Origin of the sequence: Streptomyces gelaticus (genome assembly GCF_014649535.1) — a bacterium.
GTDB classification, from domain to species: domain Bacteria; phylum Actinomycetota; class Actinomycetes; order Streptomycetales; family Streptomycetaceae; genus Streptomyces; species Streptomyces gelaticus.
This window is the reverse complement of the sequence record NZ_BMTF01000024.1, coordinates 1-16,083: the sequence shown is the minus strand read 5'-3', so window position 1 is coordinate 16,083 and position 16,083 is coordinate 1. Positions and strand designations below refer to the sequence as shown.

Below are 16,083 nucleotides of genomic sequence, written 5' to 3'. Positions count from 1 at the left end.
AGGCGCCGCTAGCTCAGTTGGTTAGAGCAGCTGACTCTTAATCAGCGGGTCCGGGGTTCGAGTCCCTGGCGGCGCACGCAGAGTCAAAGCCCCCTCACTACGCGTGAGGGGGCTTTGCTTGTTCGCGCACCTCCCGCACCGAAGCTCCGCGCCGGACCCCGCCCCGCGACGCCCTCCATGGCGTCGCCTTGATCACTCCCCTCACAAGCACCACACAGTCATCGCACAGCCGTCATGCGGTAACCACCTCGTCACCCAGCGGCGCATGAACGGCCCCCATAGGCCTCCGCACGCCCCTCCACAAGGAGGTCATAAATCGTACGCACGACTGGTGGCCCGCTCTTTTCGCCTGTGCGACCGGGTCCGGGATCGGACAGCCCGTCCAGCGGGCATCAGTTCCAACCAGGCTGACGGACCGTGCAGTTGGGGCGGCGGAGGGGAGACTTCCGATGGTTCGCAACGCGGAGCGGGCCCCGCCCGGGGACTGCACCCGGCGGGGCAGACCTGGCGGTCAGGGAGGTCTGCGCCCGGCCCGGGTGCCTCACCTCTCCCGCCGGGCAGACTCCTCAACTGCACGCAGCTGATCCTCTTCTGCCCGAAGTCCGCCCTGAACTGGATCCTCGCGGCGCCGGGTTGCGCCCTCTTCCCAGCATGTACGGTGTCCCGCCGGGCAACTCAGGCGTTGTCCCCCGCGGGCTTCTCGCCGGTCAGATAGGCGGAGACGACCACATTCGCGTCGTACGACTGCGACGCCCGGTCAAAGGTGCCGCCGCAGGTGATCAGGCGGAGTTCCGCCCGGCCGTCCTTGCGGGGACCGTACGCCTTGTGGGCGTCGAAGCGTGCCCGGGTGAAGACCCGGACGTCGTCGACGGTGAATTCGGCGACGGTGCCGTCGGCGCGGGTGATCTCGACCTCGGCGCCGGGGCGGGCCGCGCTCAGTCCGTAGAAGACGGCCTGTCCGGTCTCGGTGTCGACATGGCCGACGAGGAGGGCGGGGCCCTTCGCTCCGGGCTCGGCGCCCTCGCTGTACCAGCCGACGGTCTGCGGGGTGTCGAACGGCGGCGGTTCGATCGCCCGGTTCTTGTCCAGGCCGCGGGCGACCACGGGCGCATCGACGCCGATCGACGGGATCTCGACCCGCTCCGGCACGGCGCCCTCGATCGGATCGTGCGGCGGGGGCAGCGGTACGCCGAGAGGGCGGCCCACCGCGGCGACGTCGCCGGTGGTCGGGGCGGAACCGGCGCCGGAGCCGTCGGTGATGCCGCGGCCCCAGAGCCACAGGCCCAGCAGCAGGACGGCCCAGACCACTCCGGCGAGCAGCCTGCCGTGCCCCGCGGGCCTGTCCGGGGCGGACATGTCAGTCCGTGGCCGGACGACGGCGACGGCGCGCGCTGCGGAACGCGACGGAGACGGCCGCGACGGCCGCCAGGGCAAGCCCGATCACCGCGTGCACGGTACCGGGGCCTTCCTGCCGGGCGTCCCGGCCGGCGAACAGGGCGGTGCCGCCACCGCCCGCTGCGACCGGGGCGAGCGGGGTGGCCCGGCCGCGGTCGACGACGGTGACCGTGCCGGCGGCCCCGGCACCCTTGCCGTCCTTGCAGTCGACCCGGATGTCGTAATCGCCCGGGGAGGCGTCCGAGCTGATCCGGGCCTCGGCGAAGAGTCCCCCGTCCGCGGCGGGCGAGAAGCGCGCCTCGGAGACGAAGGCATCGGACGCACCGGTGGCCTCGCGGCCCTTGCAGCCCTCCAGCCGCAGATCCGCCTCGCCGCCCGGTGCGAGGGAGGACGGGGTCATCGTCAGGGAGGTGCGGCCTTTCCCCTGGGCGGACCCGGGGTCGGAGTCGGCCAGTGCGGCCGGGGCCGGCACCAGGGTCGCCGCGACGACCGCGGCGGCACAGAACGTGAGGGGCATGGAACGCATCGTGAACCTCCTCAGTGCAGGTTCACGCCTCCGGAGCGTTTTCGCATCCGCAGGGGCGCGGGGGACGGGTCCGCTTAGCACCGCTCGGCCCCCTTCCCCCGCCCCGCGGGGGCCGTGTCCCGCCGGGCTCAGCCCGCGTCGACGAGATCGACCAGATCGGCGATCGAGTCGACGACCTTGGACGGCCGGAAGGGGTACTTGTCGATGTCGGCGACCGTGGTGAGCCCGGTGAGGACCAGGAAGGTCTGCATCCCCGCCTCCAGTCCGGCCAGCACATCGGTGTCCATCCGGTCGCCGATCATGGCGCTGGACTCGGAGTGGGCACCGATCGCGTTGAGCCCGGTGCGCATCATCAGCGGGTTGGGCTTGCCCGCGAAGTACGGGGCCTTGCCGGTGGCCTTGGTGATGAGGGCGGCGACGGACCCGGTGGCGGGCAGCGGGCCCTCGGCGGAGGGGCCGGTCTCGTCGGGGTTGGTGCAGATGAAGCGGGCGCCGCCGTTGATCAGCCGGATCGCCTTGGTGAGCGCCTCGAAGCTGTACGTGCGGGTCTCGCCGAGAACCACGTAGTCGGGCTCGTGGTCGGTGAGGACGTAGCCGATGTCGTGCAGGGCGGTGGTGAGGCCCGCCTCGCCGATGACGTACGCGGTGCCGCCGGGCCGCTGGTCGTCCAGGAACTGGGCGGTGGCCAGGGCGGAGGTCCAGATGTTCTCCACGGGCACGTCCAGGCCCATGCGCTTCAGCCGGGCGTGCAGGTCGCGGGCGGTGTAGATGGAGTTGTTGGTGAGGACCAGGAAGGGCAGTCCCGAGTCACGCAACCGCTTGATGAAGGCATCCGCCCCGGGGATCGGCGTCCCCTCGTGGATCAGGACTCCGTCCATGTCGGTGAGCCAGGACGAGATCGGCTTGCGCTCTGCCATGTGTGGTGACTCCTGCCGTACGCCGTGTGCGGGGACGCCGGCGGCACCGCGTTGTGCAGCGCCGACGCCCCCGATTTTAGGCCGTCCGTTCGAGGTGCCGGAACGGCCGGATCACCGCGCCGCGAGTGTCACCCCGTCGATCACCCAGGTCGTGGCCGCGGCGAGCAGCCCTGTGGCGGCGAGGGCGGCGCTCATGAGGAGAGTGCGGCGGGACATGCCTGCGGTCACGGGTCCTCCGTCGAGGCGTGGGGGCACGCGTTCAACTCCCCGCCGACGGCACGGCGACCGGCAGTACGAACAGCGCGTCGAGGAACTGGACGTCGAACCCGGCCCACCGCTCATGTCTCCGTTCTCGTAGAGGAGTTGGGCGAGGGCGGCATGCTGCCCACCGAACGCGATCTCGCCGAGCGCTACGAGGTCTCGCGCGAGACGGTGCGCCAGGTGTCTGGTCGTGCGGGTAGTCCACGGCCCGAGGGTGGCAGACGGACATGGACGTCTGTGAACGTCCGGGCGCGGACGGGCGGTTCGGGGTGGGCCGGGTGTGTGTCTCGGCGTGCGTGGCCCGGGACGCGGTTCGGGTGTGGGCCGAGGTGTGCGGGGCGTGGCGGCTCAGGGGTGCGCGCGGCGCGTCCGCCGGGCCTTGACCACCATCGCCCCGCCGCCGATCAGGAGCCCGGTGACGGTGAGGCCGGCCGCAGGGACGCCGTCCGAGCCGGATGCGGCCAGCTCAGGGCGATCGCTCGGTGCCGGGGTCCGTCCGGGTCCGACCGGGCGGGTCTCGCGCGGAGCGTCTCCGGTACCGCCGACCTCACCGGTCCCGGCGGTCTCGTCGGTCCCGGCCGTCTTATCGATTCCAGCCGTCTCGCCGGTACTGGCCGTCTCATCAGTCCCAGCCGTCTCGCTGGCGTCGGCCCTCTCACTGGTCCCGGCCGTCTCGTCGGTGCCGCCGACCTCACCGGTCCCAGACGTCTCACCAGTCCCGGCCGTCTCGCCGGTACCGGTGGTCTCACCGGTCCCAGCCGTCTCGCCGGCGTCGGCCCTCCCATCAGTCCCAGCCGTCTCATCGGCGTCGGCCGTCTCATCGGCGTCGGCCGTCTCATCGGTCTCACCGGTGTCGGCGGTCTCGTCGCCACCGCTCTCGTCGACGACGGCGAAGGGGTAGTCGTCGGACTCTCCGACCCAGGCCCCGTCGTCCTTGCCTGCCGTGCCGTCCGTGCCGTCCGCCACGCGCTGCCGCTGGACGACGACGGCATTGGCGGTGATCCGGCCGGGGTGGGTGTCGGAGGTGAACGCCATCCGGATCTCGATGGTGACGGTGTGGCCGGCCGGGACGGTGAAACCGTCGAAGGAGTCGTCGCCCGCGCCGTCGAAGACGCCGATGTGTTCGTCCCGGTCGGTGGTCTCCCAGGTGACGCGGTGCTCCGTATCGGGGCGGGCCTGCTCGAAGAACTTCAGCTGGATCTGGTCGGAGGTCAGCCTGCGGTCCTCGTCGGTGAGCACGAGCACCGGATGGATGGCCTCGCACGGCTCGGTGGTGGTGTTGGTCAGGTCCAGGTACCAGGTTCCGTAGCCGCCGCCGGACGCGTAGGTGTCCGGGCCGCCGTGAATGCGGGTGCTGATCGGGAAGTCCGTCGCCGCCGGATCACCGCAGGCGGGCTGCTGGTCGGCGGTGGTGGAGCCGGGCGACGCGACCGGGGCGGCCGAGGACGCGGCGGAGGCGGGTGCGACGGATGTGCCGCCGAGTACGACGCTCGCCGCGGCCAGCCCGAGCGCCAGCCCGTGCCGGGTCCGCCCGGGGGACGTCGGGGGTGTGGACGAGGACGAGGGAGGACGCGCGGGGTCAGCGAAGACCGGGACGGACGCGGCGACGATCACCGGGACGGAGGTGGGGCCGGCGGCGGGGAAGGACTCCATGGCCGGGGTCGACGCCGTCATGGGCATCGCGGTGGGGACGGGGACGGCGATGCGGCCGGGCATCGTACCGAGAGCGCGGCCCGGCACGGAGCCGGACGGCGTGACGGGGCCGGAAGGCATGGCGGGGCCGGGCTGTGAAGCGGAGCCGGGAGGCGGGCCGGAAGGGGGTGGGGCAGGAGTGGGGCCGGGGGCGGGGGCGGGCGGCATCGGGGGATCATCCTTCGCTGTTCACGAGACGGTCGGCTCACCCCGTGCGCCGGAGTTCACCGGTTCTGGGCCGCGACGCTGCCACGCACGCGCGAGGCGCCCGGCGCCGACATCCCGGCATGCCGCCCGGTCGGCCGGGGGAATCCGCCCGACCGGCCCCGACCGATTGGCCCCCGCCCGGCGGCCCCTTCGCTCACGCCCCGTCCGCTCCGGCGGCCCGTCCGAACAGCGGGGCCAGGACCAGCTGAGCGGCCCCCTCCGCGACCGGCCGGTCCCCTCCCCCGGCGACCACGACCGGCACCGGCGCGTCGGCACCACCCCGCCCGGCGCGCTCGTCGACCACGGCGCGGACGCCCCGTACATAGGTCTCCGGATCGGCCGCCACCGTGCGGCCGCCGAGCACCACCCGGTCGATGTCGAGAAGCCCGACAAGATTGGCGGCGCCGGTCCCCAGCACCCGGGCGGCCTCCGCGACGTCCCCCCGGGCGACCGCGGCCAGGCAGAGCGCCTCGATGCAGCCGCGCCCCCCGCAGCCGCAGACCGGTCCGTCCAGCTCAACGGTCTGGTGCCCGAACTCACCGGCCGCGGTACGGGCCCCGCGGTGCACCGCCCCGCCGAGCACCAGCCCGGCGCCGAGCCCGGTCCCCAGGTGCAGATACGCGAAGTCGCCGCCGCCCGCCGCCCGCAGGGCGAGCCCGAGGGCGGCGGCGTTGGTGTCCTTGTCGACGACGACGGGCAGCCCGGTCCGTACGGCGAGCGCGTCCCGCAACGGATAGCCGTCCCACTGCGGGAACCCGGTGACGCGGTGCAGCACCCCGCCCCGGTGGTCGAGCGAGCCCGGCACCGCGACGCCGACCCCGAGCACCCGCCGGTCCCCCGTCCCCGCGCCCCCGTCCCGTACCGCCGTCACCGCGTCCGTGGCCGCCGCGAGCACCTCGTCCGCCGGGGCACCGAAGTCCAGCGGGGCGGTGCTGCTCACGGCGACCGCGCCGGAGAGGTCGACGAGGACCACCGTCAGTTCGTCGCGGTCCAGATGGAGGCCGACCGCGTACCCGGCGTCCGGGACCAGCCGCAGCACGGTGCGCGGCTTGCCTCCGGTGGATGCCCGGTGGCCCGCCTCGGCGGCCAGGCCCTCGGCCCGCAGCCGGGCGGTGATCTTGCTGACGGCCTGCGGAGTGAGCCCCGTGCGCTCGGCGAGTTCGAGCCTGCTGATGCCGGCCCCGCCCGCCACCCGCAGCAGATCCAGCACCAGCGCGGCATTGTGGCTGCGCAGCGCCGGCAGGTTCGCGCCGCTGTTGCTCCTGTTCACCACCCCATTGTCGCTGTCGCTTGCACTATGGCAACAGCGTTGCTTAAGTGGCAGGCATGACTGGCAACGCGACTCACGAGACGCCCGGCCTCTCCGGCACCCCCCTGCGCGTCGGGCTCGTCGGCTACGGCCTGGCGGGGTCCGTCTTCCACGCCCCGCTGATCGCGGCGACCGACGGCCTCGTCCTCGACACGGTGGTCACCTCGGACGAGGAGCGGAGGGCGCAGGCGCGCGCCGAGTTCCCCGGCGTGCGGTTCGCCGCCTCGCCGCAGGAGCTGTGGGAGCGCGCGGACGAACTCGATCTGGTCGTGATCGCCTCGCCGAACAAGACCCATGTCCCGATCGCGACCGCCGCGTTGGAGGCCGGTCTGCCGGTCGTGGTGGACAAGCCGATCGCCGGTACGGCGGCCGAGGCGCGGGCGCTCGCGGCCCTGGCCGAGGAGCGCGGGCTGCTGCTCTCGGTCTTCCAGAACCGCCGCTGGGACAACGACTTCCGCACGCTCGTCCGCCTGCTCGCGGACGGTGAGCTGGGCGACGTACAGCGCTTCGAGTCCCGTTTCGAGCGGTGGCGCCCGCAGCCCAAGGGCGGCTGGCGCGAGTCGGGCGACCCGCAGGAGATCGGCGGGCTGCTGTACGACCTGGGCAGTCATGTCGTCGACCAGGCGCTGACCCTGTTCGGGCCGGCGGCGCTGGTGTACGCGGAGTGCGATGTGCGCCGTCCCGGGGCCGCCGCCGACGACGACACGTTCGTCGCGATCACCCATGTGAACGGGGTGCGCTCGCACCTGTACGTCAGTGCCACGGCGGCCCAGCGCGGCCCGCGCTTCCGGGTCCTCGGCCGGACCGCAGGCTATGTGAAGTACGGTCTCGATCCGCAGGAGGCCGAGCTGCGCGCGGGCGTGCGCCCGGCGGCGGACCGGCCGTGGGGCGAGGAGCCGGAGGAGCTGTGGGGCCGGATCGGCTCGGGCGAGTCCCCGCTGACCGGCGGCGGCATCCCGGTCCGCACGCTGCCGGGCGACTATCCCGCGTACTACGCGGCGGTCGCCGACGCGCTGCGCGGAAAGGGTGAAAATCCGGTGAACGCCCTTCAGGCCGCGGCGGCCCTGGATGTCCTGGAAGCGGCCCGCCGTTCGGCCCGCGAGGGCGTCACCGTGAAACTCTCCGACACCGCCGATCCGGATTCCGGCTCCGCAGACACATCCGCCGATACAAAGGAGCAGCCCGTATGAGCCCCAACGCTCCGACCATCTCCGAGCTCATCGCCCAGGAGCGCCGGCTGACGCTGCCGCACTTCAGCCACGAAGACGCGTACGCGCTCGGCGACCTGCTCGTCTCGATGGCCCGGAAACGGCACGCCCCGGTCGCGATCGACATCCGCCGCGGCGCACAGCAGATGTTCCATGCCGCGCTGCCGGGATCGAGCGCGGACAACGACGCCTGGATCGACCGCAAGCGCAAGGTCGTGGAACGGTTCGGCGAGAGCTCGTACCTGGTCGGAACGCGCTTCCGGGCGAAGGGGACGACCTTCGACGATTCCTCGCGCCTGGACCCGGGCGACTACGCCGCGCACGGCGGCTCGTTCCCCATCGCGGTCGAGGGCGCGGGCGTGATCGGCTCGGTCACGGTCTCGGGCCTGCCTCAGCAGGAGGACCACGCCATGGTGGTCGAGGCACTGGAGCACTTCGCGACGACGCTGCACGCATGAACACATGACGAAGGACGCGCGGGGCGGGGCGGCCACCGGACACAGCCGGCGACCGCCCCGCCCCGCGCGCGGCCCGCTCACGCGTCCTTGAGCTCCTGCCGCTGCCGCCCCAGCCCGGCGATCTCCAGCTCCACGACATCGCCCGCCCGCAGATACGGCTTGGGCTCGGGCTGCCCCAGGGCGACCCCGGCGGGTGTCCCGGTGTTGATCACATCGCCCGGGTACAGCGTCATGAAGTGGCTCAGATACCGGACCACTTCGCCCACCGGGAAGATCTGGTCGGCCGTCGTGCCGTCCTGCTTCAGCTCACCGTTGACCCAGAGCTTCAGTGACAGCGCCTGCGGGTCGGCGATCTCGTCCGCCGTCACCAGCCAGGGCCCCAGCGGGTTGAACGTCTCGCAGTTCTTGCCCTTGTCCCAGGTGCCCCCGCGCTCGATCTGGAACTCGCGCTCGGAGACGTCGTGCGCGGTCGCGTATCCGGCGACGTGCGCGAGCCCCTCCTCGGCGGATTCCAGATAGCGGGCGGTGCGCCCGATGACGACCGCGAGCTCGACCTCCCAGTCGGTCTTGACGCTGCCGCGCGGCACCAGCACCGTGTCGTCGGGCCCGACGACGGTGTCCGGCGCCTTGAAGAACAGGATCGGCTCGGTGGGTATCGCGGCACCGGTCTCGGTGGCGTGGTCGTGGTAGTTCAGCCCGATGCACACGATCTTGCCGATCCGGGCGAGCGGCGGACCGACCCGCAGCCCCTCGGCGTCGAGCTCGGGCAGCTCGCCGGGCGCGGCCGCGGCGGCACGCAGCCGGGCGAGCGCCGGCCCGTCGGCGAGCAGGTCGCTGTCGATGTCGGCGACGACTCCCGACAGGTCGCGCAGGGTCCCGTCCCCGTCCAGCAGCGCCGGTCGTTCCGCACCTGCCGTACCCACACGCAGCAGCTTCAACGGTCTGTCTCCCCTTGGTCGTGAGCGGGCCCGTCGGATGGGTGGCGGCCACCGCAGGCTTGTCCGATCGTCCAAGACCTCCGATCACTCCGCAAGACCCTGTTCACACCCTGGACCGGCACGGCCCCCGCTCCGCTCACGCCGCGGTGGCCACGGCGGCCCCGGGGACCGGCATGTCGCGGTAGAGGACGGCCCGCTCGACCGCGGTCCAGGTGGTGCTCGTGACGACGTACAGCGCGGCGGCGAGCGGTACGACGGACACGGTGAAGAGGGTGGCGAAGGACATCAGCGGCATCAGCTTGTTCATCGCGCCCATGCCGGGCACCGGCTGTCCGTCGGGGCCGGTGGCCGGGGTGACGGGGTTGGCGGCCATCATCCGCTTCGTACGCCGGTAGTTGAACGTGGCTACGACGGTGACGATCGCGAACAGGCCGAGGTAGACCATGCCCTGCGCGCCGAACGGCCCGCCGTGCGCGAGCGCGTCCTGCCAGCGCTCGCCGAGCGGGGCCCCGAAGAGCTGGTGGCCGAGCAGCTCGTTGGGTTCGCCGCCGATCTTCTGGCTGGAGAAGAGGTGGTAGAGCAGGAAGAAGGCGGGCATCTGCAACAGGCTGGGCAGGCAGCCGGAGAGCGGCGAGACCTTCTCCTCCTTGTGCAGTTCCATGAGCGCCTTCTGCATGCGCTCCGGATTCTTGCGGTGCTTCTTGCGCAGCTCGGCGATCTGCGGCTGGAGCCTGGTGCGGGCCTTCTGCCCGCGCGCCGCGGCCCGCGACAGGGGGTGCACGGCGAGCCGTACGAGCGCGGTGAACAGCACGATGGCGGCGGCGGTGGACGCGGTCTGGAAGAGCGGGTGCAGCACATCGGCCAGCGCTCCGACCAGGTCGGCGAACGCGGACATGAAGACGGACATGGGTGAGCCCTCCGGGGGTCTCGTCGTGCCGGGAGGAAGAAACGGACTCGGCATGACGAACCGCGCGGGGCGCCCATGGCGCACCTACTGGGGTGGATGGTGCTGCTACAAGCCCCTACGCGGCCGTCGGAAGGGCACGGCCGGGGGCTCGGGGGCGCCTGCGCCCCTTGGCGTCGGGATCCCGCTGGGGCAGGAACGCGGTGCGTTTCTCCCGGTCGCGGATGGCGGTGCGGACCCGGGTGCGGGGCACCGGGGCGGCGCAGCGGGCGCTGATGACCGAGGCGACGGCGAGCGCGGATCCGGCGGCGGCGGTGGCGGCGAGCGCGACCGCGGCGGAGAGGCTGCCGCCCTCGGCGAGGAGGATTTCGGTGACGAGGAAGAGGAGCAGTCCGGCGGGGCGGAGCAGCCGGGCGAGGCCACTGCGCAGACGGCTCGTGTCGCCGTTCATCGGCCCCTCCCCTCTTTCCCTTCGCGGCCGGTCGGCCGGTCCCGCGCGTCCGTGCCGTTCGCACACATGCGCACCTGATGCTCTCCAGCCGTTATACACGATGGGTCCGGCGCACCGGTCCGCCCGAGGCCGGTCAATAACCCGTTCCCGCGGGAGCGCGGCCGGATTCCGCCTCCTGTTCCGGGGCCTCCGGGGCCTTTGGCGCCCCGGTCTCGTCCCGGGCGAGCACCTCGTCGTCCGGCCGGTCGTCGCGCTCGCGCGGCCCGGCGTACGTCACCGCCAGCGCGACGGCGAGGTTGGCGGCGAGCGCCACGATGCCCGCGTTCACCCCCCACACCGGGTCGTTCTCCGTGAACACGAACCCGCACACCACGCCCACACCGACGACCAGGCCGCTCGTCGCCCCGAGCAGGGTCAGCCGCCGCCACATCAGCCCCAGCAGCACCATGGGGAGCAGCTGCGCCATCCCCTCGTACGAAATGAGGGAGAGCCGCACCAGGGTGTTCGGGGCGGTGTACGTGAGCAGCAGCGCGAGGCTCCCCGCGACCACGACGACCACCTGTGCCGCACCCTTCTGCCGCCGCTCCCAGCGCGGCACGAGCGAGAGCACGCTGCGCCCCCACATCGTGCCGATGACCAGCATGAAGACGGCCATCGGCACGATCGAGGAGAGCGCCGCCGCGACACCGATGACGCCGACCGCCCAGGCCGGCAGCGAGTCCACGACCAGCTGGAAGAGCGCCAGGTTGGACTCGGCGCCGACGAGCCCCGGCACGACGAAGAGGGCCGCCATGCCGAGCAGCATCGGCACGAAGAGCAGGACGTTGTAGGCGGGCAGCAGCATCGCGTTGCGGCGCAGCACATCGGCATTCTTCGCGCCGAGGTAGCCCGCGACGGTCGTCGGAAAGATCACCACGGTGAGCGAGTTGAGGAAGGAGGTGGTGATGAACCACGCCTGTCCGAGCCCGCTGTCCCCGTGCCCGGGGAAGGTCAGCCACTGACTCTTCTCGGTGACGAGCCGGTCGAGGAAGGGCCCGTAGCCGTCGAAGTAGTGCATCGGTACGTAGAAGGCGAGGAAGCCGAGCGTGGCGATCACGAGGACGTCCTTGAGCACGGACACCCACGCGCTGCCCCGCAGTCCGCTCACCACGACGAAACCGGTGGTGACGGCGAAGGCTATGAAGTAGGCCTGGTTCAGGCTGATGGCACCGTAGGAGATGGTCGAGACGACCACGCCCATGCCGGTGATCTGGAGCTGGATGTACGGGAGCAGGAAGACGGTCGCGAGGACGGCGACGAGCGCTCCGAGCCAGGGCCGTCCGAAGCGGTGGGCCACCATGTCGGTGATCCCGACGAGCCCGTGCCTGCGCGCGTACGCCCAGAGCATCGGGCCGACGACGTAGCCGATGGCGTACCCGCAGGACATGTACGCCACCACGTAGAGCACCGGCGCCCCGTAGTTGTAACCCCAGCCTGCGGCGCCCAGGTAGCTGAAGCTGGTGTAGCCCTCGCCGGCCATCAGCACCCAGATGAAGACGGTCCCGAGGCTGCGCCCGCCCACGGACCACTCGGCGAGCCCGCCGCCCTCCCCGTTCCCCTTCCGCCGACCGCGCGTGGCGAGCAGCCCGAGGGCGACGGTGGCAACCATGAAGACCCCGAAGACGGAGGTCGCGACCGTGGCGTTCACCGGCGGTCCCCCCGCCGGGTCAGCCATACGGCGACGGGGGTCAGCAGGGTTGCCCCGAGCAGCCACACGAAGAGGAACGGCAGCCCGAGAATCACCGGGTGGACCCGGTTCACGAGCGGCAGCGCCCCCAGGTACAGCACGTAGGGGACCAGCAACCACAACAACTGCGGACGTCGTCTGAGCACGTCAGGGAACCTTAGTGCGGTGTCACCGGCGCGACCGGGCCTCCACGAGTTTTCCCCATACGACAAGCCGGTAACGGGAGGTGAATTCGGGCGTGCAGGTAGTGAGCGTCACATAGGAACCGGCCTCGGTGTATCCGTCGTGCGGCTTCAGATTGCTGCGCGGGACGGCGGCGATGACACCGCTGTCGCGGGGGCTCGTCCGCGCGAGCGTCCGGTCGACGGTGTACGTGTACACGGCGTCCCGGGTCTCGACGTGGATGCGGTCCCCGCGCCGCAGCCGGTTGATGTACCTGAAGGGCTCGCCGTGGGTGTTGCGGTGTCCGGCGAGCGCGAAGTTCCCGGCCCGGCCGGGCTGCGCGGTGCGCGGGTAGTGCCCGACGTACCCCTTGTCGAGGACGCCGCTCTTTCCGACGCCCTGCGCCACGGGGGCGACGAGCCCGAGCCGGGGGATGCGGATGACGGCGTACGCCTGGTCCCAGCGGGGCGCGGAGCGCGCACCACCGCCCCCCGCCCGGCCATCGGACCCGCCGGAGCCACCGGACCCGCCGGGCTCGTGGGAGCCGCCCCCGGAACCACCATCACCCCCGGGCACCGCTCCCTCTCCCCCGCGCTCCTCCTCCCACTCCCGCTGGAGGGCCCGCACCTGGTGCTCGGCCCCGGCGCGGGCCTGCCGGTTGGTCCACCACAGCTGATGAACAACGAGCAACAACAGGACGACGCCGAGGGTCACCACCAGCTCGGCCCCCGTCCAGAGCCCGCGCGCGACGACCCTGCGCGCCCGCGCATTCCGCTGCACCACCACCGGTATCCGCTCCCGCACGGCCCGCACGATAGGCCCCCGGCCCGTAACTCTCCAGGCCTGGAACACTCTCCGTCCCGTAGCCGTACAGCAGTACGGTGTGGCTTATGCGCCCCGACACGCCTGCCGACCACACCACCGAAGCCGAGCGCCTGCTGCGCGCCGCGGCGCGGTACCCCGAGGACCGTGAGCCGCTGCTCCTCCAGGCCGCGGCCCATCTGGAACTCGCCGGCGACCGCGCCCGCGCCACCACCCTCTACGACGAACTCCTCGGCTCCCCCGACCTCGACCACCCCCACCTGGTCAAGGCCCTGAACGCGGCCAACCTGTGGGAGTACGGCCACGAGGCGGAGGCCCGCGCGATCATCGAAGGCATCCGTGCCGCGGGCCCGCTCGACCCCGGGGCCTGGGAGATCGCGGCCGAGACCCTCGAAGCCCACGACGAGCTCGAAGCCGCCCACGACTGCTTCTCGACCGCGCTGACGCTGCTCCTGTCGCCGGGCGAGGAAGTCCCGTACGCCACCCAGTCGCTGCTCTTCGGCCGCCACCGGGTACGCAGGCTGATGGGCGTCGGGCACGACGCCTGGGACGAGCTGGCCGACACCCTCCACACCGCCACCGTCCCGCTGGACGAGCTCCACGACCCGGGGCGCCTGTGGTCGCTGGGCTCCTCGGACCCGGGCGAGCTCCAGGCCGAGATCACCCGCCTCCGCGCCGAGCTGGGCACGTACCGCACGGCGCTGTCCCGGCCGTTCCCGGTCGCGGTGCTGCACTGGCCGGAGGCCGAACTCGCCGAACTCCTCACCGCCTACCCGGACCTGCGCGCCGAATACCCCTCCCACCCCGAGCACCTGGCCCGCCTGGAGGCCGCCCTCCGCGACCTCCACCAGGCCGGCACCCCGAACCTCGGCATCGTGACCGGCACGGTCCCGTCGTACGAGGCCTTCGCCGCCTCGGAGGCCGCGTCCCCGACCGACCCGGACCTCCTCCCCCAGTACGCCACCACCCTCGCCGCCCGCGGCCGGGCCATCCCCTGGCCCCCGGCCCGCAGCGCGTCCTGCTGGTGCGGATCGGGGCGGGCTTACCGGGAGTGCCACGGGGCGGACTGAACGACGGCGGCGGGGGGCGGTTCCGGGCATACCTCGGCTGGCCCCCTCCTCACCAGCTGTGTGGGCTCGGCTCGGGTGTACCCGTCTCCGTGCGGCGCGTCAGGCGGTTCACCAATCACGCGACTCGGGGTGACCCAACGCCACCAAGAGCTCGGAAATGACCCACTACCCAGACCCCGGAATTGACGTATTGAGAATTTCGGCAAATCTATCCCTCATTCCACCGAGCCAATCAATATATTCCTCTCTCGTATATTCTTCGTAATACCCATCCGGCAATTCATGTTGAAGCAACATTCCGCCGTGCTCGCGGATGATGGAGGTGAAATCATCGGTAGGATTCCGGAGAGTTGCATTCAGACATCGAATATATTCGGCAGCATCCCACCAGGATTCCCGAACAGTCTCCTCCCAGAGCGAGAACGCTTCGGACTCACTGCTGTCCAGCCAATAGGTGCGCAGCCAACCGATGAAACATCTGGGTAGATCGACTGGATGACCAGCAGAGTCAAGTGCGGCACGAAATCTCTCTTCTGGATTCACTTCCTCGCTCCCCTCTGCGATATGCACTGCGTCAAATCATTAAGGGATGGAAGGGAATGTGGTCAGGACGTACCATCCCCCAAGAGCGCTTGGGCTCGTTGTGGTCTTGAGAACTATTAATGCCGCCGGACTGTCCACTTCCACAGTGAGGGGCGGTAGCGCGGGATTTGCCGCGTTGGCATCTCCGGGGTACATGGGGCCTTGGTAGGGGCCGTTCAGGTATGTTGGCAGGGCATAGGCGCTGACAGCTGGGTTGCGTTCAAGGGTGTACCCAACATTGCCAGCCTCAATCTTGATTTCTATCTTTTGCTTCGCGGCGGCAATTCGACGACGAGTGTCTGGCCAGTTTTTACTCAAAGCAAGCTCGACAGCAGCATTGGCTTCACCGATGTCCGTGTAATAGCTGGATCGAGGCGAAGGGGACTCTCCAGGAAGGCCGACTATGGCCCTTTTGGCTAGTGACTGCTTCCCGTCACTCATATGCTGCATGCCCTTGATGTGCTTTTCAGTGGTATGCCCGCCGTGACCATCTTCCTGGGTAACCGACGTAAAGGGGCGAGGCTCGGAGCCCCCCATGTGGTGAGTTACCGAATCCAAGTATGCAGCCTGGAAGTTCTGAAATAGTACAAGCAATCGGGATTTCGCAGCAGATACCCTGGATGCCGCTTCAGCAGCTGTTTCTGTTGGGGTAAATTTATGATTTGGGTCGCAATCTTCCCAGAGTTGAGTGGTGTTCCTGGAGTTCGGGTTGTACGCATTCGAGCTAAGCATATGCGAACTGGAAGTCATGGTCTGCACATGAACAAGGTCACCTTGCGGTGTCGTACTCTCGGTCACTAGACGCAATGACGGAACATTGTGGCGCCTCCCTATACCAGGAAGACGGTCGCTGACGTCTTTTTTAGTATTCCCAGATTTCAACAGGATTTCGGAGTCCTTGATGGCTGCGACTTCGTCCTTCCGTTTATCTTTTGGACTGCTCTGGTTCTTGCCATTTTTCCCTCTGAGGGTATTCCAGAGCTTCTTTCCGGCTTTGACGATGAAGTTGACGATTTTGTCGATGGCGCGGTTGACGGGGCGGGATACGGCGTGGAAGACGGATTTGACTTTGTTGGCGAGGTTGCCGATGCCGAGGAGTGAGGCGAGGAAGCCGATCAATAACGGGACGCTGGCGGCGAGGGCGGTTTCGACCATCTTGGGGACTCCGGCGGTGCCGCCGTTGGCGATGGCGATGACGGCGTCGAGGACGGCGTTGACGAACTCCACTATCTGGGCGCCCTGGTTCACGATGAACGTGACGATGTCGATGATTCCCTTGACCGCGCGGACGAAGGCGGAGGCGGGGTTGAGGAGGGAGATGATCCAGGTGATGCCGGCGATGATGACGGTGGGGATCAGGTAGCTGGTGAGTTTTTCGAGGATGGTGGCCTTGAGGTCGCCGGCCTCGGCCTCGATTTCCTTGACGGCGCCCGCGGGGCCCTCGGTGGCGAGTTT

The 16,083-nt window shown here is 70.5% G+C and carries 15 protein-coding genes, 1 tRNA gene and 2 pseudogenes; 5 read left to right on the top strand and 13 right to left on the bottom strand.

From position 1 onward, the window contains the following. Positions 1-2: 2 nt before the first annotated feature. Positions 3-76: transfer RNA gene (locus IE107_RS27475), tRNA-Lys, on the top strand. 599 nt (positions 77-675) lie between these two features. On the opposite strand, the gene IE107_RS27470 is transcribed toward IE107_RS27475, so the two are convergent. The 3 genes from IE107_RS27470 to IE107_RS27460 all read right to left on the bottom strand — a co-directional run bounded on the left by IE107_RS27470 (position 676) and on the right by IE107_RS27460 (position 2,838). Then, positions 676-1,356 carry a class F sortase gene (locus IE107_RS27470; protein ID WP_189547034.1) on the bottom strand — a complete coding sequence of 227 codons (681 nt, stop codon included), beginning with the start codon at positions 1,354-1,356 and terminating at the stop codon, positions 676-678. Position 1,357: 1 nt separating this feature from the next. Continuing rightward, positions 1,358-1,921 (bottom strand): hypothetical protein, encoded by a 564-nt coding sequence (locus tag IE107_RS27465; protein ID WP_189547033.1) that lies wholly within the window; start codon positions 1,919-1,921, stop codon positions 1,358-1,360. A gap of 128 nt (positions 1,922-2,049) precedes the next feature. After that, positions 2,050-2,838: an HAD-IIA family hydrolase gene (locus IE107_RS27460; RefSeq protein WP_189547032.1), complete on the bottom strand. Its 789-nt coding sequence runs from the start codon at positions 2,836-2,838 to the stop codon at positions 2,050-2,052. 351 nt (positions 2,839-3,189) lie between these two features. Here IE107_RS27460 and IE107_RS35325 point away from each other — a divergent pair. Beyond that, a pseudogene (locus IE107_RS35325) lies at positions 3,190-3,279 on the top strand (GntR family transcriptional regulator); the annotation flags it as partial. A 168-nt stretch (positions 3,280-3,447) separates the two neighbouring features. Here the strand turns inward: IE107_RS35325 and IE107_RS27450 are convergent. After that, positions 3,448-4,815 (bottom strand): hypothetical protein, encoded by a 1,368-nt coding sequence (locus IE107_RS27450; protein WP_229867279.1) that lies wholly within the window; start codon positions 4,813-4,815, stop codon positions 3,448-3,450. A gap of 337 nt (positions 4,816-5,152) precedes the next feature. Further along, on the bottom strand, positions 5,153-6,268 hold the full coding sequence (locus IE107_RS27445) for an ROK family transcriptional regulator (protein WP_189547031.1): 1,116 nt from the start codon (positions 6,266-6,268) through the stop codon (positions 5,153-5,155). 56 nt (positions 6,269-6,324) lie between these two features. Here IE107_RS27445 and IE107_RS27440 point away from each other — a divergent pair, with 56 nt between their 5' ends. Both IE107_RS27440 and IE107_RS27435 read left to right on the top strand, forming a co-directional pair. Next, on the top strand, positions 6,325-7,497 hold the full coding sequence (locus tag IE107_RS27440; RefSeq protein WP_189547030.1) for a Gfo/Idh/MocA family oxidoreductase: 1,173 nt from the start codon (positions 6,325-6,327) through the stop codon (positions 7,495-7,497). Next, positions 7,494-7,973 carry a heme-degrading domain-containing protein gene (locus tag IE107_RS27435; RefSeq protein WP_189547029.1) on the top strand — a complete coding sequence of 160 codons (480 nt, stop codon included), beginning with the start codon at positions 7,494-7,496 and terminating at the stop codon, positions 7,971-7,973. Before IE107_RS27440 ends, IE107_RS27435 begins: the two co-directional genes overlap by 4 nt. 77 nt (positions 7,974-8,050) lie before the next feature. On the opposite strand, the gene IE107_RS27430 is transcribed toward IE107_RS27435, so the two are convergent. The 6 genes from IE107_RS27430 to IE107_RS27405 form a co-directional block, all read right to left on the bottom strand. After that, the gene (locus tag IE107_RS27430) at positions 8,051-8,911 is read right to left on the bottom strand and encodes a fumarylacetoacetate hydrolase family protein (RefSeq protein ID WP_189547028.1); all 861 of its coding nucleotides are present in this window, start codon (positions 8,909-8,911) and stop codon (positions 8,051-8,053) included. Between the two features lie 136 nt (positions 8,912-9,047). Continuing rightward, positions 9,048-9,818 carry a YidC/Oxa1 family membrane protein insertase gene (locus IE107_RS27425; protein ID WP_189547027.1) on the bottom strand — a complete coding sequence of 257 codons (771 nt, stop codon included), beginning with the start codon at positions 9,816-9,818 and terminating at the stop codon, positions 9,048-9,050. 115 nt (positions 9,819-9,933) lie between these two features. Beyond that, positions 9,934-10,266, bottom strand: a complete 333-nt coding sequence (locus tag IE107_RS27420; RefSeq protein WP_189547026.1) for a DUF6412 domain-containing protein — start codon at positions 10,264-10,266, stop codon at positions 9,934-9,936. Positions 10,267-10,399: 133 nt separating this feature from the next. After that, positions 10,400-11,953, bottom strand: coding sequence for a sodium:solute symporter family protein (locus IE107_RS27415; protein ID WP_189547025.1), 1,554 nt, complete (start codon positions 11,951-11,953; stop codon positions 10,400-10,402). Then, entirely contained in the window at positions 11,950-12,108 is a 159-nt protein-coding gene (locus IE107_RS27410; RefSeq protein ID WP_189547109.1) for a DUF3311 domain-containing protein, read from the bottom strand. The genes IE107_RS27415 and IE107_RS27410 overlap by 4 nt, the downstream gene beginning before the upstream one ends. 52 nt (positions 12,109-12,160) lie before the next feature. After that, on the bottom strand, positions 12,161-12,958 hold the full coding sequence (locus IE107_RS27405) for a class E sortase (RefSeq protein ID WP_373302512.1): 798 nt from the start codon (positions 12,956-12,958) through the stop codon (positions 12,161-12,163). Positions 12,959-13,044: 86 nt separating this feature from the next. Between IE107_RS27405 and IE107_RS27400 the strand changes: the two genes are divergently transcribed. Further along, positions 13,045-14,046, top strand: coding sequence for an SEC-C domain-containing protein (locus IE107_RS27400; protein WP_189547023.1), 1,002 nt, complete (start codon positions 13,045-13,047; stop codon positions 14,044-14,046). A gap of 165 nt (positions 14,047-14,211) precedes the next feature. On the opposite strand, the gene IE107_RS27395 is transcribed toward IE107_RS27400, so the two are convergent. Then, positions 14,212-14,589 carry a hypothetical protein gene (locus tag IE107_RS27395; protein ID WP_189547022.1) on the bottom strand — a complete coding sequence of 126 codons (378 nt, stop codon included), beginning with the start codon at positions 14,587-14,589 and terminating at the stop codon, positions 14,212-14,214. Between the two features lie 39 nt (positions 14,590-14,628). Next, positions 14,629-16,083, bottom strand: a pseudogene (locus tag IE107_RS35320) (hypothetical protein); the annotation flags it as partial.

Bases quoted from the DNA above. Each gene is read 5' to 3' on its own strand.
- IE107_RS27470 (WP_189547034.1), bottom strand. From the start codon at position 1,356: ATGTCCGCCCCGGACAGGCCCGCGGGGCACGGCAGGCTGCTCGCCGGA.
- IE107_RS27465 (WP_189547033.1), bottom strand. From the start codon at position 1,921: ATGCGTTCCATGCCCCTCACGTTCTGTGCCGCCGCGGTCGTCGCGGCG.
- IE107_RS27460 (WP_189547032.1), bottom strand. From the start codon at position 2,838: ATGGCAGAGCGCAAGCCGATCTCGTCCTGGCTCACCGACATGGACGGA.
- IE107_RS27450 (WP_229867279.1), bottom strand. From the start codon at position 4,815: ATGCCCGGCCGCATCGCCGTCCCCGTCCCCACCGCGATGCCCATGACG.
- IE107_RS27440 (WP_189547030.1), top strand. From the start codon at position 6,325: ATGACTGGCAACGCGACTCACGAGACGCCCGGCCTCTCCGGCACCCCC.
- IE107_RS27435 (WP_189547029.1), top strand. From the start codon at position 7,494: ATGAGCCCCAACGCTCCGACCATCTCCGAGCTCATCGCCCAGGAGCGC.
- IE107_RS27425 (WP_189547027.1), bottom strand. From the start codon at position 9,818: ATGTCCGTCTTCATGTCCGCGTTCGCCGACCTGGTCGGAGCGCTGGCC.
- IE107_RS27420 (WP_189547026.1), bottom strand. From the start codon at position 10,266: ATGAACGGCGACACGAGCCGTCTGCGCAGTGGCCTCGCCCGGCTGCTC.
- IE107_RS27400 (WP_189547023.1), top strand. From the start codon at position 13,045: ATGCGCCCCGACACGCCTGCCGACCACACCACCGAAGCCGAGCGCCTG.